Below are 21,042 nucleotides of genomic sequence, written 5' to 3'. Positions count from 1 at the left end.
GAGAGCCGAGGTGACCATGTCAGGGGGACCAGGGCGCACGTGCGTGCGGTGCGGGCTGCCGATCAGCCGGTACAACCCGGAGACACGCTGTTCCACCTGCGCCCGGACCGATGCGACACCGACGATCCCGGACCGGGCCTGGCGCGACGAGGAAGTGCACAGGGCCCTTGCTGCCTGGGATTTCGGGACGGTTGTGCGTCTGGTCCGCCGCCGCTCCGGGCTTTCGCAGAAGGTCGTACGGGAGCTGACCGGACTCACTCAGGGCTTCATCTCGGACCTGGAGCGCGGCCTCAAACAGGTCAACGGCCGCGAGACGATCATCGACCTCCTGACCGGACTGGGGCTTCCCGCCGACCTTCGCCCGCTCCTCCTCGCCCCCTTCGCGCAGGCCGAATCGCAGCGACTTGTCGAGGTCATCGACCCGGCTCTGCCATGGACGGCGGCTCGTATGGTGACGTCACTGGAAGCAGCAGTCGGAGGAGCCATGACCGGATTGAACCGTCGCAGCGTGATCGCCCTGGGCGGGGCCGGCCTCACGCAGTACATCCTGCAAGCAGCCGTCGCCCCTCCCGAGGCCGTCGCCTCCACCGCCCGGAACGGAATCAGCGTCTCCGAGCAGCTCCTCACCAGCCTGCAATCCACTACCGACGCTCTGCGCCAAGCCGACGCCAGTCATGGCAGCGGTAATCTCGCCCGAGCAGCCACAGCGCACCTCAAGGTCCTCCTCCGGTTCCTGAAAGAAGGGGACTTCAACGAGGCGACCGGGAAGCGCCTCGCAGCGGTGACCGCGGACACCGCCATCCAGACCGGCTGGTACCACTTCGACAGCGGCGCCCACACCGTCGCCCACAACCTCCTCGTCGGAGCCCTCCGCGCCGCTCATGCCAGCGGCGACAGCAGGCTCCGGGCCGGGGCGCTGTCCTTCATCGCCATCCACGGCTACTCCGCCGGCGACCCCCGCGACGCAGTCACCGCCGCGCGCACCGCCCGCCAGGTGATTGCCGACCAAGATGCGCCCGCCCTGAACGCGATGCTCCTCACCCGTCAGGCCCGCGGGCACGCCCGTCTACGCGAAGACCGCCAGGCTTGCACTGCCCTGGAAGAAGCACAGGCACTGTGCGCCCGCGGACGCGGAGAGGACGACCCACACTGGCTCTACTGGATCAACCCCGGCGAGATCATGGGTCAGACCGGCAGCTGCTTGCTCGACCTCGGCCGCCCCAACCAGGCCGCCCAGGCGTTCGCCGACGCCCGCAACGCCTTCAGCCCGGACGAGATCCGCACCCGCGCCCAGTTCCTCTCCCGCGCCGCCACCGCCCAGATGCGCGCCGGCGACGTCGACGCCGGATCTGCCACCGGACACGAAGTCCTCGCTCTCGTCTCCGGAGTCCGCTCCGCACGCTTGGACGACAACCTAGACACGATGCTCGCCGAGGCCCGCCGCTACTCCTTGGCGACTCCCGCCCGGGAGCTTTTGGAGCGTGGTCAGGCCGTCATGGAGGAACGCGCCGCATGAAGCGCACGATCCTGGTCCTGTGGGACATCGACCGCACTCTCGTCTACACCGGTGACATCGACCGACGTGTCTACAAGGAGACCTTCACCAGCGTCGTCGGCCGTTCCCCGATAGCCCTGCCGGCCCGGGGGACCGGAGTCACCATGCCCCTGGCCGTCCGTGAACTTCTACGCGTCAACCAGGTACCCGAACAGGACGTGGAGACGTTCGCAGCCCGCATCGTCGACGAACTCCCCGAACGCCTAGCCGGCCACCGGGAGCTGCTGTTTAACGACGGGGTCATCATGCCGGGCGCCATGGACGCGCTCGCCGCGGTCCAGCAGGCGGAGCACCTGATCCCAACCGTCGTCACCGGAAACCTACGGGGCAGCGCCGAGACCAAGCTGTCCGCGCTGGGCCTCATCGACCACCTCGACACCACCATCGGCGGCTACGCGTCCGACGACCCTCACCGCCCGGCTCTCGTGCGCATCGCACAAGAGCGGGCTGCCGCGAAGCATGGCTACTCGTTTAACCGGGACAACACCGTGATCGTAGGTGACTCGCTGGAAGACGTGCGAACCGGCTTGGAAGGAGGCGCCAGGGTGATCGCGGTCGCCTCGGGCACCACCACCGAACAGCAACTACGCGCTGCAGGTGCACAACACGTTCTGGCCGACCTCACCTCCACCACCTCCCTGCTCCGCCTCATCGACCAGGACGAGGCTCTCTAGGTCTCATATGACCGGGGTGGTTCCCTGCGGACCGTGTTGTCGCGCCAGTCGAGCCACGGTCCTTCCTTCGTGACCGGCCAATCATTGGTGAGGCAAGCAGCACGCTTCCTCATCGCTGTGACCGGCACACGCGTCCACACAGGGGAAACTCGCTGCGGCGTTGAGGAGCTCGCGAGCAGTGATGTCGCGCCGCCGGGAACACCGAGTATTCCGGGGGCCAAGTAGAGCGCAGCCACTTCGGTTTCGCACATCCTGGATTTTTGGACGGTCTGTTCAGGCAGAAGGATTTGCCGGGGGATCACGATCGTCTGGCGGACCCGGTCGAGGCGCAGTGCCCGTCGGGAGCGCTCCGCGGCATGCGGTTAACGGAATTGAACCGGGGTCTTCTTAGTACGCCGAGCTCGGCTTGACGCCCCGTGTCCAGCACGGGAAGTGCTTGTTCTTGTAACCGAAGCGGGCTTCGTGGGCGGCCTGGCAGACAGTCATAGCTGGTGATGTCGTGCACGGACATCCGTCCGGCTCGGCCGAAAGCGAGGGCGGGCTCCGCGTGCTCGAAGAACACCCGGGAGGGTTTCCAGCCGAGCCGGGAGTGACATTCGCCCACGGCAGACAGCTCCTCACTGCCCGGCGCTGGTGAAGCTGGCAGTACCCCAACGCGGTGCTTGATTGTGCTGATTCGCCGACGGCAGACACATTGAGGGCGCATTTGACTGGAATGACGCGTCGAAGCAAGCAAACCTAGAACAGTCCGCAGCAGCGCGACTACGCGCCGCTTTCACGCGTGTGCGTCAGGGGGGCGAGGGCATCGAGCCGGGCGCAACATAGCCGACGATCGCCGGTTAGCCAAACCGGCGTTTCTCCAGACCATTGAACTACCCGCTGATCTGCCGGGCGTGTTCCGTCGTTCCCGCAAGGAGTTCAAAAGTATGTCGGTCGAAGTCATGGAAGAAGAGTGGCTGTATTCCGAGGAGCAGGTTCGAGCTCTGCTTGCCCTGACAGGGTTGACTGGCCGCCCCTTACACCGGCCGACGTTCTGATAGCCGTCTCGCCGGATGCCCAGCCCTTCCCCCAGTACTTCGAGGCCCCCGCTATGCCCGCACGCCTGCTGTCCATACCCACCGTCGCCGCTGCCCTGGACGTCGACCGTCGGACCGTCTATCGCTTCATCGCAGCCGGCGACCTGCCTGTCGTCGACCTCCGCACCGGGCCAGGCCGCTCCCGTGTGCGGGTCCCAGCGGCCAGCTTGGACGAGTTCCTCAGCCGTCGCGCCGTTGTCATGCCGACGACACGCCGCTGATCCCGATCACGGCAGCCCCGTAGTCGAGCAAGGAGTAGAACCTGTACCTCCGCAAGTTGAAGTCCGGCAACTGGCAAGTAACCGTACGCAACCGGGCAGGAGGCCGGTACAGCGAGTCGTTCCCCCTCAAGGCGCAAGCCCGCGCCTGGGGCACCGAGATGGAGACACAGTCCGCTCGCGGAGGCATGCGCGACCCACGCGCCGGCGAAATCACCTTCCGTGAGTGGCACGATCGCTGGTGGGATGCCCGCATCGTTGAGCCCCGCACCCTGCGCGGCGACGCCTCCACCATCAAAAACCACGTCATGCCCCACTGGGCGGACTGGGAGATGCGGGCCGTTACTCGCATGGACGTCCAGAGCTGGATCCGCTCCCTGGTGGAGAAGGGCGTGGGCGCCGCCGCGATCAAGCGGGCGTACAACCTGATCTCGTCCATCATGCGCGCGGCCGTGGATGACGATGTGATCGCGTTGAGCCCGTGCCGCCGCATCGACCTGCCTCAGATCGCCGTCAAGCCGCCGCAGTGGTTTACGACCGACCAGGCGCAGAGCATCCTCGACGAGCTTGCCGCACCCTGGAAGACGATGTGCCTACTGGGCGTCTATACAGGACTGCGATGGGGCGAACTTTCCGGCCTTCACCGTCACCGCATCGACCAGCGTCGCTCGCGCCTCTTCGTGGTCGAGGTCAACACCAAGCAGGGCATCAAGGAGTATCCCAAGAGCTCCAGGAGCCGCCGGGAGGTCCCACTCCCGGCCCATGTCCTTGAAGCACTTGAACGTCACATATACCGGCTCGACCGGGACGCCGTGGTGTTCACCACCGTCACCAAGGGTCGGTCCGGACGGCTTCTCGACGACGGTAACTGGCGCCGACAGACCTGGTGGCCAGCCATCGAGGGATCCCGCTACTTCGATGACGACGGCGAGCAGCAACTCGTCCCGCACTACCCGCCCCACTCCATGCGCCACACCTGCGCCTCATGGCTGGTCCAGAAAGGGGTCTCCCTCTACGAGGTCCAACACCTCCTTGGCCATGAGAGCTTCCAGACCACCCAGCGCTACGCCCACCTGCAGCCGGATGCGCACAAGGCCGTCCTCGGGGCCTGGGAACGGATGGAAACCCCGCTCACGATCGCTGCATAAACGGTTCCTTAGCCCCTGTCCTGCTTGGACAGGGGCGAAGCCGGTTGCGAGCGGAACATGGACACGATCACGCTCACGATCGCGACTTCGAGTCGGGCGGCTCATCGTGGGGGAGCACCCTGCGGCCGACAGCGCCGAACGGCCACGGATAGGCGTAGGCATCGACGTCGTCTCTATGCCCCGCACCCGCAACCGAGACGCGCCGCTCAGGCGCGGCAGCGAGCGACCCGGCCGAGCGGGAGAGCAGGGGCCGAAGGCGACGTTCGTCTCCCGCGGAGTCATCTATGCTCGCGCCCAGTCGGTATGACCAGTTCGCTTCAGGGGGCAGAGAGCCGCATGGCCGATGAGATCAAGTACGAGTACAAGGCCGTGCAGACCGTTCGGGGCACCGACGGTTTGGTGATCTCGAAGATGCAGAAGGACGGATGGGAGCTCGTGGAACAGCTCCCAGGCAGACTTCGCACCACCCTCAACTTTCGTCGGCCGAAGAGGCCACTGCCTTGGCGTCTGATCGGGGCGGGGGCCGCCGCCCTCGTGGTCTTGGCCGCCATCATCGGCACAGGCGTTGCACTTGGCGACGGCGACGAGGAGAAGGGCGCGTCAGCCAGTTCGCCGGCCGCCAGTGAGAAGTCTTCCGCTACGCCGCCCGCAGACGCCCCGACCACCGCTGAGGTGATCACGGCGCAGAACAGCCCCGAGTTCGCGACGTTGTTGAAGGCGGATCCGTGTGGCGGAGCGAACGTGAACTTCGCCACCAAGCACGCGGGGCAAACGGTCGCCTTCGATGGGTCAATCAGGCACATGACGGCCCACGCGGATGACCGGACCCGCTACGACTTCCTTCTCGGCCCGGGCGACAAGGGGCCGCAGACGACGGACGGCCCGAACTTTAAGTATGAGGACGTCAACACCGGCAATCTGCACCTGACCGGCAAGCAGGTCCCTGCCACTGTTGCCGTTGGCGACAAGTTCCGCTTCGTCGCCGAGGTGATCGAGTTCAACACGGTCCAGTGTGTCTTCCGCCTCGCCCCGGTCTCGACGGAGACCCGGTAGCCGAAAGGGCAGCCTTCCCATCATGGAGGAGGGACAGGTTCCGGCAGATTGCCGACTACGACCGTGTCTGGCTCCTCGAACTCCGCCACCTCACACGCGTCGCATTAGTTGGTCTGGGAGTATCGGGCCGTGTCAACCATGAAGAGCACCACAAGGCCCCTGTTTGCCGCGCTTGCTGAAGCCGTACGGCTGCTGAGCGACGAGCGCGACGAAGTAGATCGAGATGCTGTTTCGACGAACAGTCGGATACGCGAAGTTCTCGCTGGTTGCCTTCAGGGCATAGACAGCGACTTCCGTCTCAAGCTCCGCGTAGCTCCCGTGCGGCAAGGCCCGGGAGGCGTACTCGCTTACCTGCTACACGAGGCCGATCGTCTGAGTCAGCTGGTCAAAGCATTGCCGCACACGCATGAGGTGGACCCTCACGAGGAAGCTGCCCGTGTCTCGCTCACCTTCCTGTTGCACGCTGGCAACGAGCTGTCATGGGTGGCCCGACGCCGCACGGTAGAACCTCACGAAGGTGGTCGTCGGACCATGTTCGACGAGCTGCCGTTCCACTCACTGCGAGGGCTAGTTCCCATCGCTCTCAGCATGGAGCGAGTCAAGACACTCAAGGCTCGGGTGACACGTCTGGAAAAGGCAGCGAGTTCCGGGCTGCTCACCATCGCCGAAGAAGAGACCACACAGGCCGTAGGGGGTGAGGAGCTCGGCTTCTTCATCGACCGTACCCGGAAACGGCAGAAGTGGGCCATGCCTCTGTGGGTCGCACCGACGCACGTTGCCGCTGCCAAGTCCGAGCCGACACCGCCGTCCTTGAGTGAGGAACAAGCGCTGCTCGACCAGTTGGAAGCTGAGGCAGCACACTCCGTCGGACTCGACGCGGAGGCGTTGTCCAGGCTACGGACGAAATTCAGGGTGAACACGAACGAGCTGGCTCGGGAAGAGCAGAGAATTCTGCGGCAGGCAGCCACCAGGCTCGCGCGGGTCGCGGCCTCCACAGCTCGCACAAAGACACAGAGCAGGGCCGCGCACCTGACAGACGTGTATGTCACCGTTGCGCGTGAGCCGAGCGAACGTTTCTCCACCAGCATGGCTGCTGACATCCTTGATGCCCCTGACACCGCTCGGCAGGCAATCGACCGGGAGCGGCGCATCCGCGAAGAGACCGTGGAGGCCGCGAGCGCGCTGCCCGGTGGAAAGCTCCAGCCGATGTGTGAAGTGGACTATCTCCAGCTGGTCGGCGACCAGGTCGCCGAAGCATTGCACGGGATTGGTCACAGAGTGCAGAGCAAGCGCATGGTGGTTCTTACCCCCGCAGTGTCGGAGGAGACGGCCCAGACAGTGCTGCAGCAGCTCGTCAACGTCTTCGGAGATACCTGCGTACTCCTCAAAGGCATCGACGGCGTGGCGATCAGGATCCCGCGCCCGAGCCAATTCGGCATCAGTCTGCGCCGCGCCCGCAGTTGCGACTGCGGGCGGCATCCCGTCTATGGGCCGGACGGAGCAGAACTGTGAACCGTCCCTTTCTGCAACGGCTCCACAAGCATCTGGCAGCCAAGGCGCAGGAATCTTGGTTCAGCCGCCAGTGCGCTGGCTGTTCGGCTGAACTCAATCCGTCCTCCGAAGAGGAGTACTGCGGTGACTCATGTCGTCCAGACCTGAGCGAGCCGGTGCCGGCGTTCATCAACAGCTCACCGGCCACGCGCATAGCCAGCTTCCGGTCCACTGCCGCCTATAGAGCCCTTGCCGGCGCTTATTTCGAAGACGTGGACCCACTTGAGATCATCGAGGCAGCGGGCTGGCGATGCGAACTATGCGGCGGTGAAATACCACGGTTCGTCGACCGCTTCGATCCGCAGGCCGCAACCGTAGACCACCACATGCCGCTCGCCCTGGGCGGCCATCACGTCTACAGCAACATGCGTGCCGCGCATCGCCGCTGCAACAGCAGCAAGAACGCCAAGCACCCCCACGACCTCCGGTCTGTGATCGAAGGGCGTTGACTCAAGGCCCGTCATGGATGTCGCCTCCGGAGTCGGTGCGGATGAGTGTCCGGCGTCCGCGCCGGTAGGTCTTCGGTAGTTGGTCCAGGATGATCCGGGCGGTCTCGATGTGTCGGCCGTGGTGTTGGAGCCGGCGTTCCCGGGCCGCAGCGCCCGCAGCTGTCCAGGTGAGCGAAGTGCAACTCGAAGATCCTGGCCATCGCCCGTACGGTCAACGGTACCGAACACAGCGTGCGCGACATGGGCCTCCTCGTGTCGGCGATCGAGCGACCCCGGACGAACGTGTTCGGGGCCGAGTTGTATCCCACGCTGCACGAGAAGGCCGCGGCCCTGCTGCACTCCGTCGCCCGCAACCACGCGCTGATCGACGGCAACAAGCGCACCGCCTGGCTCGCCATGCGCGTCTTCCTGCGGTTCAACAGCGTCAGCGCGCGTACCGTTCCGCCGCCCGTTTCCGTGGCCGGCCCGTTCGTCGAGGACGTCGCGCAGGACAGCATCGAGGTACCGGCCATCGCCAAACGCCTCTCGACATGGTTCCCCGTTCCGTGACGTTCGACGTCGTGGGTTCGGGGTCGGACTGAGTCGTAAGGGTGCTGGATCGAGGCTATCCGCCGGGCAGGTTGATTCCGCTCGTCGGGCACTACCGGCGGCCGTCCGCGCTTCCCGGGGCAGGGACGGCCGACGTCATGACGCGCGTGCCACCGCACCGTCCATGCACAGGTCGGCCACCGGGGCTCGCCACCCCAATGGGGCTCATGCCGTGGGAACCGCTTCGGTCTCTTCTCCTTCGCTCTCGCCACCGGCCGCGGCGAGCCGCTTGTTGCGGCGGACCGAGGACCAGAAGGAGGCGCCGATCAGGACCACGCCGATCATGCCGGTGATGAACTCGTTGATCTCGTACTGGATGGTCACCAGGAGGACGGCGGCGAGGGCGCCGATGGCGTAGTGGGCGCCGTGCTCCAGGTAGACGTAGTCGTCGAGGGTGCCCTGGCGGACCAGGTAGACGGTCAGGGACCGGACGTACATGGCGCCGATGCCGAGGCCGAGGGCCATCAGGACGATGTCGTTGGTGATGGCGAAGGCGCCGATGACGCCGTCGAAGGAGAAGGACGCGTCCAGAACCTCCAGGTAGAGGAACATGAAGAACGCGGCCTTGCCGGCCAGCTTGACGGCCGACTTGGGCTTGCCGGCCCGTTCGGCCGCCTCCTCCGCCTCGTGCTCGCGCTCCTCCTCCTCTTCGAGCTTGTCCTCGAAGAAGCCGGAGAGGCCGCCCACGACCAGGTAGGTGATCAGACCGGCGATGCCGGAGAGCAGGACCGTCTCGGCCTTGTCGGCGTGGGTGCCGCCGTGCTGGTGGGCGTGGGCGCCGAAGGTGATGGCGGAGACGAGCAGCACGATCAGGGCGATGCAGACCGACAGCATGTCGACCTTGCCGAGCTTGGCCAGCGGCCGCTCCAGCCAGGCCAGCCACTTGATGTCCCGGTCCTCGAAGATGAAGTCGAGGAAGATCATCAGGAGGAACATGCCACCGAAGGCGGCGATCGACGGATGGGCGTCCGTCACCAGCTCCTGGTAGCGGTCCTTGTCGGTGAGCGCGAGGTCGACGGCCTCGATCGGTCCGAGCGACGCGCTGATGGCGACGATGACGACCGGGAAGACCAGGCGCATGCCGAAGACGGCGATCAGGATGCCGATGGTGAGGAAGATCTTCTGCCAGAAGGCATTCATCTTCTTCAGGATCCCGGCGTTGACCACCGCGTTGTCGAAGGACAGCGAGATCTCCAGGACGGACAGGATCGCCACGACGCCGAAGGCGGCCCACCCCCCGTAGAAGACCGCGGCCACCAGGCCGAGCGCGGTGACCGCGAACGACCACCCGAAGGTTTTCAGAAGCACCGGTCAGTTCACCGTGCCCTCGGGGAGGAGGGCGATGCCGTCGTCGTCGGCGTGCAGGACGTCGCCGGGACGGAAGGTGACGCCGCCGAAGGTGACGGCCACGTCGACGGCTCCGGCGCCTTCCTTGGCGCTCTTGCGGGGGATGGCGCCCAGTGCCTTGATGCCGAGGCGGAGACCGGCCAGGGTGGCGCTGTCGCGGACGGCACCGTGCAGGACCAGGCCGGCCCAGCCGTTGTCCTGCGCGGCGCCGGCGATGAGGTCGCCGACCAGGGCGGTGCGCAGGGAGCCGCCGCCGTCGACGACCAGGACGGCGCCTTCACCGGGCGTGCGCAGCAGGTCGCGCAGCAGGCCGTTGTCCTCGTGGCAGGAGACGGTGCGGACCGGCCCGGCGAAGGTCCGGTGGGCGCCGAACTGGCGGAACTGCAGGTCGCAGACGCGCAGGTCGGTGCCGTACTGGTCGACGAGGTCGGCGGTGGGGACGGGGGTGACCATCATGGGTTCCTTCTTCGCTGGGTGGCTGCCGTGCTCGCGGCTCATCCGGCCGTCAGGGGGATGGGGGCGCGAGCACGGCAGCCTGCTCGGGGGTGAGGGGGCGGGTGGTGTGTCCGCGCAGGAGGAGGTGCAGCTTGGCGGTCTCCTCCAGTTCCTCGATGGCGTCGGCGGCCTGTTCCATGGACGGGCCGGCGATGACAGGCCCGTGGTTGGCGAGGAGGAGGGCGTGGTGGGTGCGGGCCGTCCGTTCGGCGAGCGGTTCCAGGCTCCTGTCGCCGGGGGCGTGATAGGGGAGCAGGGGGAGGGTGCCGACGCGCATGGCGTAGTAGGCGGTGAGCGGGGGCAGCGCGTTGGCGGGGTCGACACCGTCGAGGCAGGAGACAGCGGCGGCGTGGGTGGAGTGCAGATGGACGACGGCGTTGGCGGCGGGCCGTGCCCGGTAGAAGGCGGCGTGCAGGAATGCCTCCTTGGTCGGCCGTGGTCCGTCGAGGTGCTTGCCGCGCAGGTCCGTGCGAGACAGTTCGCTTTCCTCGACCGTGCCGAGGCTGGAACCGGTGGGGGTGAGCAGCAGGGTGCCGTCGGCCAGGCGGACGGACAGGTTGCCGGTGGAGCCGTGGGTCAGTCCGCGGGTGAACAGGGAGCGTGCGGTACGGACGATGAGGGCGCGGGCGGCCGACTCGTCGGCGTAGGCGGTCACTTGGTCTCCGTCAGGGCCCGGGTGAACAGGTCGGGAGCGCCGAAGTTGCCGGACTTCAGCATCAGGGCCAGGTCGCCGCTGTTGGTGGTGGCGTAGGTCCAGGGCACGCCGGGGTCGGCTTCCTCGCCGACGAGGACGGCGCGGATACCGAGGGCGGTGGTGACGGCGCCGGAGGTTTCCCCGCCCGCGACGAGCATGCGGCGGACGCCGCGTTCGACGAGATGGGAGGCGAGGGTGCCGAGAAGTTCCTCGACCTGTGCGGCGGCTTCGGCGACACCGAGCTGGGCCTGGACGGCGGCCAGTTCCTCGGGGGAGGCGGAGGCGTAGACGAGCACCGGCAGTGCCGGATCCTGCTCGGCATACCAGGCCAGGGCCTCGCCGGTGACGTCGCGGCCGGTGGCGGCGGCGAGCACGTCGAGGTGCAGGGAGGGCAGACCGGCGGCGTAGAACTGGGCGATCTGCTCCAGGGTGCGGGCCGAGCAGCTGCCGGCCAGGACGGCGGCCCGTCCCTCGGACGGCTTCGGTTCGACGGATGACGGTCCGGTGGCGGGATAGGCGTGCCCGAGTCCTTCGGCGAGACCGGCGGCCCCGGCGACGACGGGCAGTTCGAGGGTGGCGGCACCGAGCACGGCGAGGTCTTCGTCGGTGAGGGCGTCGGCGACGACGTGCCGGACACCGGCCTGTTGGTGCGCCGTGATCGCCTCGCGGACGGCCTCGACCCCGCGCCGCACCGTGGCCCAGTCGACCAGGCCCACCGGGTGGCGGGTCTGTGCGGACAGCAGGCGCACCAGCGCGGAGTCCGTCATCGGGTTGAGCGGGTGGTGGCGCAGCGGGGAGTCGGACAGCAGCTGGTCGTGGACGAACAGGTGGCCCTGGTAGACCGTGCGGCCGTTGGGCGGGGAGGCCGGGCAGTGCACGGTGACGACGCCGCCGGCGGCGTCGAGGAGCGCGTCGGCGACCGGACCGATGTTGCCCTGCGGGGTGGAGTCGAAGGTGGAGCAGTACTTGAAGTACACCTGGGCCGCGCCCTTGTCCCACAGCCAGCGCTGGGCGGTGAGGGAGTCTGCGACGGCCTCGTCGGCGGGCGTGGAGCGGGATTTCAGGGCGACCACGGCCGCGTCGCAGTCGGCCGGCAGGGTGGTGGTGTCGTCCGGGGTGCCGAAGACCAGGGCGGTGCGCAGGCCGGCACGCCGGAAGGCGGCGGCGACATCGGTGCCGCCGGTGAAGTCGTCGGCTATGCAGCCGATGCGCAGGGTCATGGTCGGGCTCTCTCCTCGGGCTGTGCGTCGCGTGCGGCTTGTGGGGCCCGGGGCGGGCGGCGTGAAACCCGCCCCGGACGACCGGGGGGCTGCTACCGGGCAGCGCCGATGGCCTTGATGACGGCGGCGGTGAACTCGGTGGTGGAGGCGGAGCCGCCGAGGTCGCGGGTGGAGGTGCCGGCGGCGATCGCGTCGGCCACGCCCTGCTCGACGATCTTCGCGACGGCGGCGAGCCTGTCGTCGCCGTGCTTGGCGCCGAGCCACTCGAAGAGCATGGCGCCGGAGAGGATCATGGCGACCGGGTTGGCGATGTTCTGCCCGGCGATGTCGGGGGCCGAGCCGTGGGACGCCTGGGCCATGGCGGTGGTGGCGGAGGAGTTGATGGACGGGGCGGTACCGAGCGAGCCGGAGATCTCGCCGGCCAGGTCGGAGAGGATGTCGCCGAACATGTTCTCGGTGACGATGACGTCGAAGTCCTGGGCGCGGCGCACCAGGTGGACGGTCATGGCGTCGATGTGGAAGTCGTCCACGGCGACGTCCGGGTAGTCCTTCGCCACTTCCTGGCACACCGTGCGGAACAGGCCGGTGGTGAGCTTGAGGACGTTGGCCTTGTGGACGATGGTGAGCTTCTTGCGGCGCGAGCGGGCCAGGTCGAAGGCGACGCGGGCGACGCGCTCGGTGGCCTCGCGGGTGATGATGCCCAGCATGATCGCGGTGTCCGGGGTGGGCATGAACTCGCCGGTGCCCGCGAAGGTGTTGCGGTCGGCGTAGAAGCCCTCGGTGTTCTCGCGGACGATGACGAGGTCGGCGTTGTCGCAGACGGCCTGCGCGCCGGGGAAGCTCTTGGCGGGGCGGATGTTGGCGAAGAGCTGGAAGTGCTTGCGCAGGGTGCCCGAGGGGTTGAGCGCGGACTTGTGCGGCTCGGGGTAGGAGACCGAGTCGTGGGGGCCGAGGTACCAGCCGTCCAGGGCGGCGAGGGCGTCCTTGGTCTCCTCGGGGACGGGGGTGCCGTGGGTCTCGATGGCGGAGGCGCCGAGCGGCAGGGTCACCCAGTCGACGGAGACGCCGGCGGCTTCGGTTGCGGCGGTGGCGATCTCGACGGAGGAGGGGACGATCTCAGGGCCGATGCCGTCGCCCTCGAGGACGCCGAGGCGGTAGGTCTTGCTGCTCATGGTGCGAGTTCCTCTCAGAACATGAAGTGGTCAGAACAGTGCCGAGGCGGCGTCGGTGAGCGCGGTCCAGGAGCGGGCGGCGGCCTTGGTGCTGTCGTCGTCCTGGGTGTGTTCCAGGGTCAGCCAGCCGGTGAAGCCGCCCTCGCGCAGTGCGCTGAACAGGGCAGGGAGGCGGGGATCACCGATGGTCAGCGGGCCTCGGGTGGAGGGCGAGGCGAGTTGCAGGCAGCCGGTGACGGCGGCGTGTTCGGTGATCGCCCGGACCACGTCGACACCTTCGGCATCGAGGTGGTGGGTGTCCAGTACCAGTCCGGCCGGGGCGTCAAGGGAGTCGATGAAGGCGAGGGCTTCCCCGGGGGTGTGCCACAGCGAGGTGTTGGCCCGCGACTGGGGCTCCAGCAGGAGCCGGCTGCCGCGGTTGGCCGCCTCCTCGGCCAGCTGCTGCACGGCGCGCTCGGCCCACAGGCGCTGCATGTCCTCCAGCCCCGGCAGGAAGGTGCCGCGGGTCTGCCCGAGGGTGACCGGCACACCCAGCTCGCCGGCGAGACGGGCCGCGCCCAGCAGGCGGAACAGGGCGTGACGGCGTACGTCGGGCGACGGGTCGGTCAGCGTCAGCCGGTCCTGTGCGCAGACCGGGCCGGTGCCGATACCCAGCACCTTCAGGCCGGCCGCCTCCACCGTGCGGGTCAGTTCCCCGGCGGCGTGCGCGCCGGTCTCGCGGACCTGCACCTCCACCCCGTCGTAGCCCAGCTCGGCGAGTCGGCGGACTGCTTCGGCCGGCGGCGCGGTGAAGCCGAGCGGCATCGGCGCGGAGCAGTCGTGACCGGAGACGGTGTAGGCCAGCGGCCACGGCAGCCCCGTACTCATGACGCGACCGCCGGTGCTCCTGCCGGAACGAGCAGGTCGCGCAGTTCGCGTGCGGCGGCGCCCGCGCCGTCCAGCACCGGCACGCCCAACAGGTCGGCCAGGACGTCGCGGGCCGGGGTGAGCGAGTACTGCGCCAGCAGCACAACGTCGGCGTCGGCGCCCCCGGCTGCGCGCAGGGCGTCCGCCAGGTATCGGGCGGCCTCCCCGGGGTGGGCCCCGGCGGCTTCCTCGCTCAGGGCGGTCACGATGTCGACCGGCCGGTCCGGGCGTACGGCCGGGACGAGCGCTTCGAGCTGGGCGACGGCCGCCGGTACGGCAGGCGGCGTCGAGGCGACGACGGCGATACGGCTGTACGGGCCGGCCAGGGCGGCCTTGAACATCGCCTCGTCGGACTTCAGGACGGGCGCCTTCCACAGGGTACGGGCGGTGTCCACGACTTCTCCGTAGGAGGAGCAGGTCAGCAGCAGGGCCTGGGCGCCGCCGTCCATCACGTGGCCGATCAGGCGGAGCATGCGCCGGCGCAGGGCGCCGGTGAGTTCGCCGGCCACGCGGGCGTCGTCCAGGAGACGGTCGTCCAGCACGTTCCAGACCGTGGCCTGCGGGAACTCTTGCGCGAACGCCTCTTCGGCGATGCGGTGCGCGGGCGGCACGGCGTGGATCATGGCGACCAGAGGCTGGGGTTCGATCACCGGGGTTCTTACCTCTTCCGGTAGGCGGGGACCGGCAAGGGTCCCGACCGCGGGCCTGCCTCCGGCCGACCTGGGACATGTTTCCCGACGGCGGGGGCGCGGGCCCGAGATGGGGGACGGCGGCGTGGTGTCGCGGTGCCGTGCCGTCACTGTAGGTCGAACCGGTCAACCGGTCAACCGGTTGTGTCGGTGCGAAGCCCGCGAGCGCCGGCATCCGGGACCGGCTGCTCGCGGTTTCCCACTACGCCTCGCGCTGTTCGAGTGCCTTCATCAGGCGGCGGGACGCGCCCTCCATGTGCCGGGCCATCGCCGCGCGGGCGGCTTCGGTGTCACCCTTCGCGACCGCCTCGAAGATCGGCACGTGGTCCGCATAGGCCACCTCGCGGGACCGTACGGCGCCCGTACGCTCGACCCAGCCGCGCTGGATCATCGCCCGCATGCCCTTGAGCATGTCGCGCAGCACCGTGTTGCCGGCCAGCTCGCCGAGGGCGGCGTGAAAGGCCGTGTCCGCCTCGGCGAACTCGTCGTCCGGGCACTCCCGCATCGCCGTCAGCCGGGCCCGCAGCAGCTCGACGCCCGCCTCGTCGCGCGCCTGCGCGGCCAGCCCCGCCACGATCACCTCCAGCTCCGCCCGGGCCTGCACCATGTCGCGGGCGCCCCGCTCGCCCAGGACCAGGCCCAGCTCGAACAGGCGGTAGAGCACGTCGGAGTCGGTGCCGCGGAAGTACGTCCCGCTGGACTGCCGGATCTCCAGCAGGCCGAGGAAGCCGAGCGACTTGATCGCCTCACGCACCGTGGGCCGGTTCACCCCCAGCATCTCGGTGAGCTGCCGCTCGGAGGGGATGCGGTCGCCGGGCTGGACCTCGCCGGACATCAGGTAGTCGATCAGGCGGCGGGAGACCTCGGCGGCCAGTGGCTCGCGCGGCTCGACCGTGATCCTGGCGAGTTCGGCCATCGATTTCCTCACTTCGGTATTGACGCGATGGCCGGATTCTAGTTACCTACCGGCAATCCGGTAAACCGGTTGTCCGGAAGTAGGCGAGCCAATCCGCCATCCTTGAGCGACCGGGTGTCCCGGTCGTCCCAGCCATGCCAGGCGCACTGCTCACCACCGCATCGGGCCATCGCCCGCCGCGGCCGTGCGCCGGCCGAATCGCCGTACAGGAGCCCGCAGCCCCCGTGACCGATCCGACGCACGAGCCGAGCAAGACATCGCGTGCGCTTCCGGTCGCCGCCTGAACCGACCCGCACCGATCCCACGCGCCGTCCTGCGCCGCCGTCCGACCGGCGGCTCTCAGCCCTGCCCCAAGGAGCAACGATGCTCGCCGTCCTCGGCTTCGCCACCCTGGGCAGCTTCATGCTGCTCGTGATGCGGAAATACCTCTCCGCGTTCACCGCCATCATGCTCACCCCGATCGCCGCCGCCGTCATCGCGGGCAAGGGCACGAAGCTCGGCGACATGATCATGAACGGCCTGGACACCGTCGCGCCCACCGCGGCGCTCCTGCTGTTCGCCGTCCTCTACTTCGGCCTGATGATGGAGGTCAAACTCTTCGAGCCGATCGTCCAGGCCATCGTCCGGGCTTCCAAGGGCGACCCGGTCCGGATCGTGGTCGGCACCGCCGTGCTCTCCCTCCTGGTCGCCCTCGACGGCGACGGCACCACCAGCTACATGATCGTCTGTTCCGCGTTCCTGCCCATCTACCGGCGCCTGGGCATGAACCCCCTCATCCTGGCGACCCTGGCGGCCATGGCGCTGGGCACCATCTCCGGCACCACCCCCTGGGGCGGCGCGGCCACCCGCGGCATCAGCGTCCTGCACCTGAGCGCCACCGAGTACTTCGTCCACATGATCGGCCCCATGGCCCTCACCAGCCTGGCCATCATCGCCGTCGCCTACTGGCTCGGTCTGCGCGAGCGCCACAAGATCGACGGCGAGAAGCTCGCCGCCTACAAGCTGGAGATCGCCTCCGGCGAGGCGTTCGAGCCGGTCAAGGCGGACTGGCGGATGTGGTTCAACGCGGCGCTCACCCTGCTGCTGATGGTGCTCCTCATCGCCGAGGTCGCCGACCTCCTGGTGCTGTTCATGGTGGCGTTCGTGATCGCCCTGCTCGTCAACATCCGAGCCATCGGGGACCAGCAGGAACTCATCAAGCGGCAGGCCGCCAACGCCGTGCCGGTGATGATCCTCGTCCTGGCCGCCGGCGTCTTCACCGGCATCATGACCGACTCCGGCATGATCAAGGCCATGGCCGACGCGGCCCTCGCCATCGTCCCCGAGGGCTGGGGCAACATCATTCCGCTGTTCACCGCGATCCTCGCCCTGCCGCTCGGCTTCTTCATGTCCAACGACGGCTACTGGTTCGGCGTCGTCCCCGTCCTCGCCGAGTCCGCCGCGCACTACGGCATCCCCGCCAACGAGATCGCCCGCGCCGGCGCCATCGGCCAGATCCTCCACATGATGGGCCCCACCAGCGCCCCGCTGTGGGTCCTCCTCGGACTGGTCAAGGCCGAGCTGGGCGACTTCCAGCGGCACGCCCTGCGCTGGGGCGTCCTCGTCTCCGCCGCCTACATCCTCTTCGCCGTCATCACCGGAGCCATCAGCGTCACCTGAGCCGCACCCTGTGCCTTGCGTCCTCGTGCCCGGTGGGCCGCACCCCATGTCGGTGCGGCCCACCGGGTTCGTGCCGGGGCCCGATGGTTCGTCACCCTTGACGAGCAGGGCGACGGCGGACGCCACCATGACGATCACCACGAGACCGGCGACGCATCGGACCCGCGCCTGCCCTTCGGGGCCCTTCGGGGGCATCGAAAAGTCCGGTCCGGGCCACCGAGCACCTCAGGGAGAACACCATGCACCACCAGGACACCGACGCGCCCTGCTTCCGCCACTTCGAGCCCGCGGTCCTGCGCCCGGCCGACTTGCCCTCCTTCAGCCGAGGCGGCGGCGCCCGCACCGTCCCGCTGGTCACCCAGGCGGTCGGCGCCGAGGTCTTCCTCACCGGCCAGACCCTCTTCGACGGCGGCGCCGGCATCGCGCTGCACACCCACAACTGCCCCGAGAGCGTCACCATCCTCGAAGGCGACGCCCTCGTGGAGATCGACGGCACCGAGCACCACCTCACCCGCTTCGACACCACCTACGTCCCCGCGGGCACGCCCCACCGTTTCCGCAACGCCTCCGCCACCGAGCCGATGCGCATCCTGTGGATCTACGGGTCGGTCGACGCCACGCGCACCATCGTGGAGACAGGCGTCACCGTACGGGTCGACGCCGAGCACGACGGGGCCGCCGCGACAGGCTGAGACCGACCCGACTCAGATCCGTGCGTTCGTCCACGCATGGCTCGGGGAGACCGACTGGGTCGACAGTCAGACGGTTTCCGGATAGAGCAGGCAGTCGTCGGGACGGATGAGGAGGTTGATCTCCCGGCCTGTGTGCTGGACGGGGCTTTCGGCGTGGACGCGCAGGTCGCCGAGGCTGAGTTCATACTCGAAACGGGCACCGGTGTACGAGCACTGCTCGATCCTCGCTCGCAGGACGTTCACGCCTCCGTCGTGCGGGGCGTCCACGCGGTCGGTGAGCGTGATGCGTTCGGAGCGCAGGCCCACGGTGGCGGACGTCCCCGCGCAGCCGGTGCCGGTTACCTTCAGGCGTTGGCCCGTCGTGCCCAATTCGACCTGGACGCTTCCTTCCTCTGCGGAGTCGACGCGGCCCTCCAGCAGGTTGCAGCGGCCGATGAAGCCGGCCACCTCGGGAGTGGCGGGGGTCTCGTAGATCTCGGTGGGGGTGCCGACCTGCTGGAGGCGGCCGTGCATGAACACGGCGATGCGGTCGGACAGGGACATGGCCTCGACCTGGTCGTGGGTGACGTAGACGGTGGTGATGCCGACCTCGCGCTGGAGGTCCTTGAGCCAGACGCGGGCCTGGTCGCGCATCTTGGCGTCGAGGTTGGAAAGCGGTTCGTCCAGGAGCAGGACGCCGGGGGAGTAGACGATGCCGCGGGCGAGGGCGACGCGCTGCTGCTGGCCGCCGGAGAGCTGGTGCGGATAGCGGTCGCGCAGGTGGACCATGTCGACCTTGGTGAGTGCGTCGTCGATGAGGCGGCGCTGCTCGGCCTTGGGGACTTTACGGAGCTTGAGCGGCAGTGCGAGGTTGTCGGCGATGGTCATGTGTGGCCAGAGCGCGTACGACTGGAAGACCAGACCGAGGTTGCGGCCCTCCGGCGGGACGGTGTGGCGTGGGATGCCGTCGAAGAAGACCTGGTCGCCGACGCGGATGGTGCCCGAGTCGGGGGTCTCCAGGCCCGCGACGCACGACAGCGTGGTGGACTTGCCGCAGCCGGACGGGCCGAGCAGGGTGAAGAACTCCCCGTCGGCGACGGTGAAGTCGATGTCCTCCAGGACGGTGGTGCCGTGGAAGGACTTCTTGATGTTCTCGACGACCAGCTCAGGCATGCTTCTTCCCCTTCAGGAGGAGACCGGCGAGGCCGGCGACGACGGCGGTGACGGCGATCTGCAGGGTGGCGAGGGCGGCGACGGAGCCGGTCTCACCCTGGGTCCACAGGTCGATGGCGGTGGTGCCGATGACCTGTGACTCGGCTCCGGCGAGGAACATGGCAGGGGCGTACTCGCGGATCATCTGGGTCCAGATGAGCAGGAACGAGGCGAGCATCGCGGGCACCAGGAGACGGAGCATGATGCGGGAGACCGTGCGCCACCAGTCGGCGCCTGCGACGCGTGCGGCGTTGTCGAGTTCGGCTCCGAGCTGCATGGTCGCCGGGGAGATCGCGCCGTACGCCGACGGGAGTGCCCGGATGCCGAAGGCGATGATCAGCGCGAAGAGCGTGCCGCGGAGCAGGTCGCCGCCGGGTATCCAGGTGAAGGCCCAGAACAGGCCGATGCCGACGATCAGACCCGGGACCGCGTGCGGTGACTGCGCTGTCGTCTCCAGGAGACGGGCGAAGCGGAAGTCGGAACGGCGTGCCACGAGGACGACCACGGTGCCGAACAGGGTCACGGCCACCGCCCCGACAAAGGCCACGGTGATGCTGTTGACGATCGACTCGGTGTAGGGCGCGTAGTCGAAGATCAGACGGAAGTTGTCCAGGGTGAGCAGGTCGAACGGGTTCACCAGCGGGGTGAGGAGCGACGTGAACGCGCGCAGGATCAGCGCGAGCATCGGCAGCAGTGCACCGAAGACGACGTACAGGCCGACGAAGGCGAAGCCCAGCCACTTCCAGGCACCGATGTCGAGCAGGTCGGAACGGGTCGCCTTGCCGCGCACCGACACGAACCGCTGGGCGTGCTTGAGCAGTCGCGTCTGGAACACGACCAGGGCGATCGTGGTGAGCAGCATGAAGGTGGACGCCGCGCCCAGCAGGCCGTAGTTCGGGTTGATCGAGTCGATGCCCTGCTCGTAGAGGAAGTTGGAGAAGAGGGTGATGCCGGCGGGCTCGCCCAGGATGAGCGGGATGGACAGTGTCTCGATCGACGTGCCGAAGATCAGCAGACCCGCGTAGAGCATCGGTGGACGCAGCATCGGCACCACGACCGAGCGCAGGACGCGCAGAGGTCCCGCGCCGACGCTGCGGGCCGCGTTCTCCAGCGAGGTGTCGGAGGCGGCCAGGGCATTGGCGCAGAACAGGTAGGCGATGGGGACCTGGGCGACGGCCTCGACGAAGGCCATGCCGGGCAGTGAGTACAGGTTCCAGGGCACCCAGCCGAAGCTCTCGCGCACCGCGCTGGTCAGGAAGCCGGCCGGGCCGTAGACGACGATCCAGCCGAAGGCCAGGACGAGCGGGGAGATGTAGATGGGCCAGCGCAGCACCTGGCCGAACAGGCGGGCGGCGGGGAAGCGGGTGCGTTCCAGCAGGATCGCCATGGGCACCGCGATGGCGAGCGCGAACACGGTCGTCAGGACGGCGAAGAGGAGGGTGTCGAGGATGATCGAACCGAAGCCCGCCTGGGTGAACAGGTGGGTGTAGTTCGAGAGGGTGAAGGCGCCGCCTGCGGCATACAGGGGCTGGTTGCGGACCGACTGGTAGAGGATCGGTACGACGGGGGCGAGGACGAGCACGGCGGTGACGAGGAACGTCAGCCAGTGGATGGTGACTTCACGTCCGGCGCCGAACAGGCGCCGGTACCGGGGCGTGCCGAGCTCGCCCGCGCGCGGGGCGCGGGACTGGGCTGGTGGCGCCGGGGGTGTCTGGATGGCCATGGCGACTCCGTACGAACGAACGGGGT

General features: G+C 68.4%; 20 protein-coding genes and 1 pseudogene. 10 read left to right on the top strand and 11 right to left on the bottom strand.

Features of this window, described 5'->3' with window-relative positions:
* The first annotated feature begins 16 nt into the window (after positions 1 to 16).
* The 7 genes from ACZ6ZN_RS06320 to ACZ6ZN_RS06290 all read left to right on the top strand — a co-directional run bounded on the left by ACZ6ZN_RS06320 (position 17) and on the right by ACZ6ZN_RS06290 (position 7,724).
* The gene (locus ACZ6ZN_RS06320) at positions 17 to 1,516 is read left to right on the top strand and encodes a helix-turn-helix domain-containing protein (protein ID WP_469643989.1); all 1,500 of its coding nucleotides are present in this window, start codon (positions 17 to 19) and stop codon (positions 1,514 to 1,516) included.
* Entirely contained in the window at positions 1,513 to 2,229 is a 717-nt protein-coding gene (locus tag ACZ6ZN_RS06315; protein WP_469643490.1) for an HAD family hydrolase, read from the top strand. The genes ACZ6ZN_RS06320 and ACZ6ZN_RS06315 overlap by 4 nt, the downstream gene beginning before the upstream one ends.
* A 1,090-nt stretch (positions 2,230 to 3,319) precedes the next feature.
* The gene (locus ACZ6ZN_RS06310; RefSeq protein WP_079080635.1) at positions 3,320 to 3,526 is read left to right on the top strand and encodes a helix-turn-helix domain-containing protein; all 207 of its coding nucleotides are present in this window, start codon (positions 3,320 to 3,322) and stop codon (positions 3,524 to 3,526) included.
* Between the two features lie 185 nt (positions 3,527 to 3,711).
* Positions 3,712 to 4,671, top strand: a complete 960-nt coding sequence (locus ACZ6ZN_RS06305) for a tyrosine-type recombinase/integrase (RefSeq protein WP_469643487.1) — start codon at positions 3,712 to 3,714, stop codon at positions 4,669 to 4,671.
* 336 nt (positions 4,672 to 5,007) lie between these two features.
* Positions 5,008 to 5,724 (top strand): DUF4839 domain-containing protein, encoded by a 717-nt coding sequence (locus ACZ6ZN_RS06300; RefSeq protein WP_469643484.1) that lies wholly within the window; start codon positions 5,008 to 5,010, stop codon positions 5,722 to 5,724.
* A 129-nt stretch (positions 5,725 to 5,853) separates the two neighbouring features.
* Entirely contained in the window at positions 5,854 to 7,236 is a 1,383-nt protein-coding gene (locus tag ACZ6ZN_RS06295) for a hypothetical protein (RefSeq protein ID WP_469643481.1), read from the top strand.
* Positions 7,233 to 7,724: an HNH endonuclease gene (locus ACZ6ZN_RS06290; RefSeq protein ID WP_186780321.1), complete on the top strand. Its 492-nt coding sequence runs from the start codon at positions 7,233 to 7,235 to the stop codon at positions 7,722 to 7,724. Before ACZ6ZN_RS06295 ends, ACZ6ZN_RS06290 begins: the two co-directional genes overlap by 4 nt.
* Before the next feature lie 10 nt (positions 7,725 to 7,734).
* Here ACZ6ZN_RS06290 and ACZ6ZN_RS06285 read toward each other — a convergent pair.
* Positions 7,735 to 7,874, bottom strand: a pseudogene (locus ACZ6ZN_RS06285) (IS1380 family transposase); the annotation flags it as partial.
* Positions 7,875 to 7,964: 90 nt separating this feature from the next.
* Here ACZ6ZN_RS06285 and ACZ6ZN_RS06280 point away from each other — a divergent pair.
* A complete protein-coding gene (locus ACZ6ZN_RS06280; RefSeq protein ID WP_469643988.1) occupies positions 7,965 to 8,273 on the top strand; it encodes a type II toxin-antitoxin system death-on-curing family toxin in 309 nt (102 codons plus the stop codon).
* Between the two features lie 204 nt (positions 8,274 to 8,477).
* Here the strand turns inward: ACZ6ZN_RS06280 and ACZ6ZN_RS06275 are convergent, their stop codons facing one another.
* From ACZ6ZN_RS06275 to ACZ6ZN_RS06240, 8 genes are all read right to left on the bottom strand, one after another.
* Positions 8,478 to 9,620, bottom strand: coding sequence for a DUF475 domain-containing protein (locus tag ACZ6ZN_RS06275; RefSeq protein ID WP_469643477.1), 1,143 nt, complete (start codon positions 9,618 to 9,620; stop codon positions 8,478 to 8,480).
* 3 nt (positions 9,621 to 9,623) lie between these two features.
* Entirely contained in the window at positions 9,624 to 10,115 is a 492-nt protein-coding gene (rraA, locus tag ACZ6ZN_RS06270) for a ribonuclease E activity regulator RraA (protein WP_469643474.1), read from the bottom strand.
* 49 nt (positions 10,116 to 10,164) lie between these two features.
* Positions 10,165 to 10,809, bottom strand: a complete 645-nt coding sequence (gene otnC, locus ACZ6ZN_RS06265) for a 3-oxo-tetronate 4-phosphate decarboxylase (RefSeq protein WP_469643472.1) — start codon at positions 10,807 to 10,809, stop codon at positions 10,165 to 10,167.
* Positions 10,806 to 12,068 (bottom strand): 3-oxo-tetronate kinase, encoded by a 1,263-nt coding sequence (otnK, locus tag ACZ6ZN_RS06260; RefSeq protein WP_469643469.1) that lies wholly within the window; start codon positions 12,066 to 12,068, stop codon positions 10,806 to 10,808. The genes otnC and otnK overlap by 4 nt, the downstream gene beginning before the upstream one ends.
* Positions 12,069 to 12,160: 92 nt before the next feature.
* Complete coding sequence (locus tag ACZ6ZN_RS06255; protein ID WP_469643466.1) at positions 12,161 to 13,240, bottom strand: isocitrate/isopropylmalate dehydrogenase family protein; 1,080 nt, start codon at positions 13,238 to 13,240, stop codon at positions 12,161 to 12,163.
* Between the two features lie 30 nt (positions 13,241 to 13,270).
* Positions 13,271 to 14,107 (bottom strand): sugar phosphate isomerase/epimerase family protein, encoded by an 837-nt coding sequence (locus ACZ6ZN_RS06250; RefSeq protein ID WP_469643463.1) that lies wholly within the window; start codon positions 14,105 to 14,107, stop codon positions 13,271 to 13,273.
* Complete coding sequence (locus ACZ6ZN_RS06245) at positions 14,104 to 14,796, bottom strand: aspartate/glutamate racemase family protein (protein ID WP_161331509.1); 693 nt, start codon at positions 14,794 to 14,796, stop codon at positions 14,104 to 14,106. Before ACZ6ZN_RS06245 ends, ACZ6ZN_RS06250 begins: the two co-directional genes overlap by 4 nt.
* A gap of 241 nt (positions 14,797 to 15,037) precedes the next feature.
* Positions 15,038 to 15,751, bottom strand: coding sequence for a FadR/GntR family transcriptional regulator (locus ACZ6ZN_RS06240; RefSeq protein ID WP_161331508.1), 714 nt, complete (start codon positions 15,749 to 15,751; stop codon positions 15,038 to 15,040).
* A 363-nt stretch (positions 15,752 to 16,114) separates the two neighbouring features.
* Here ACZ6ZN_RS06240 and ACZ6ZN_RS06235 point away from each other — a divergent pair, with 363 nt between their 5' ends.
* Complete coding sequence (locus tag ACZ6ZN_RS06235) at positions 16,115 to 17,410, top strand: CitMHS family transporter (protein WP_469643459.1); 1,296 nt, start codon at positions 16,115 to 16,117, stop codon at positions 17,408 to 17,410.
* A gap of 239 nt (positions 17,411 to 17,649) precedes the next feature.
* Positions 17,650 to 18,102, top strand: a complete 453-nt coding sequence (locus ACZ6ZN_RS06230) for a cupin domain-containing protein (RefSeq protein WP_469643458.1) — start codon at positions 17,650 to 17,652, stop codon at positions 18,100 to 18,102.
* A 66-nt stretch (positions 18,103 to 18,168) separates the two neighbouring features.
* On the opposite strand, the gene ACZ6ZN_RS06225 is transcribed toward ACZ6ZN_RS06230, so the two are convergent.
* A complete protein-coding gene (locus ACZ6ZN_RS06225; protein ID WP_469643456.1) occupies positions 18,169 to 19,254 on the bottom strand; it encodes an ABC transporter ATP-binding protein in 1,086 nt (361 codons plus the stop codon).
* Entirely contained in the window at positions 19,247 to 21,016 is a 1,770-nt protein-coding gene (locus ACZ6ZN_RS06220) for an ABC transporter permease (protein WP_469643454.1), read from the bottom strand. Before ACZ6ZN_RS06220 ends, ACZ6ZN_RS06225 begins: the two co-directional genes overlap by 8 nt.
* Between the last annotated feature and the right edge of the window lie 26 nt (positions 21,017 to 21,042).

The sequence above is a fragment of the Streptomyces sp. NPDC053665 genome (assembly GCF_055585285.1).
This window is presented reverse-complemented; position numbering and strand designations above follow the sequence as displayed.

Coding starts and splice junctions, on each gene's coding strand:
- ACZ6ZN_RS06320 (WP_469643989.1), top strand. CDS start 17: ATGTCAGGGGGACCAGGGCGCACGTGCGTGCGGTGCGGGCTGCCGATC.
- ACZ6ZN_RS06315 (WP_469643490.1), top strand. CDS start 1,513: ATGAAGCGCACGATCCTGGTCCTGTGGGACATCGACCGCACTCTCGTC.
- ACZ6ZN_RS06310 (WP_079080635.1), top strand. CDS start 3,320: ATGCCCGCACGCCTGCTGTCCATACCCACCGTCGCCGCTGCCCTGGAC.
- ACZ6ZN_RS06305 (WP_469643487.1), top strand. CDS start 3,712: ATGCGCGACCCACGCGCCGGCGAAATCACCTTCCGTGAGTGGCACGAT.
- ACZ6ZN_RS06300 (WP_469643484.1), top strand. CDS start 5,008: ATGGCCGATGAGATCAAGTACGAGTACAAGGCCGTGCAGACCGTTCGG.
- ACZ6ZN_RS06280 (WP_469643988.1), top strand. CDS start 7,965: ATGGGCCTCCTCGTGTCGGCGATCGAGCGACCCCGGACGAACGTGTTC.
- rraA (WP_469643474.1), bottom strand. CDS start 10,115: ATGATGGTCACCCCCGTCCCCACCGCCGACCTCGTCGACCAGTACGGC.
- otnK (WP_469643469.1), bottom strand. CDS start 12,068: ATGACCCTGCGCATCGGCTGCATAGCCGACGACTTCACCGGCGGCACC.
- ACZ6ZN_RS06255 (WP_469643466.1), bottom strand. CDS start 13,240: ATGAGCAGCAAGACCTACCGCCTCGGCGTCCTCGAGGGCGACGGCATC.
- ACZ6ZN_RS06250 (WP_469643463.1), bottom strand. CDS start 14,107: ATGAGTACGGGGCTGCCGTGGCCGCTGGCCTACACCGTCTCCGGTCAC.
- ACZ6ZN_RS06240 (WP_161331508.1), bottom strand. CDS start 15,751: ATGGCCGAACTCGCCAGGATCACGGTCGAGCCGCGCGAGCCACTGGCC.
- ACZ6ZN_RS06235 (WP_469643459.1), top strand. CDS start 16,115: ATGCTCGCCGTCCTCGGCTTCGCCACCCTGGGCAGCTTCATGCTGCTC.
- ACZ6ZN_RS06230 (WP_469643458.1), top strand. CDS start 17,650: ATGCACCACCAGGACACCGACGCGCCCTGCTTCCGCCACTTCGAGCCC.
- ACZ6ZN_RS06225 (WP_469643456.1), bottom strand. CDS start 19,254: ATGCCTGAGCTGGTCGTCGAGAACATCAAGAAGTCCTTCCACGGCACC.
- ACZ6ZN_RS06220 (WP_469643454.1), bottom strand. CDS start 21,016: ATGGCCATCCAGACACCCCCGGCGCCACCAGCCCAGTCCCGCGCCCCG.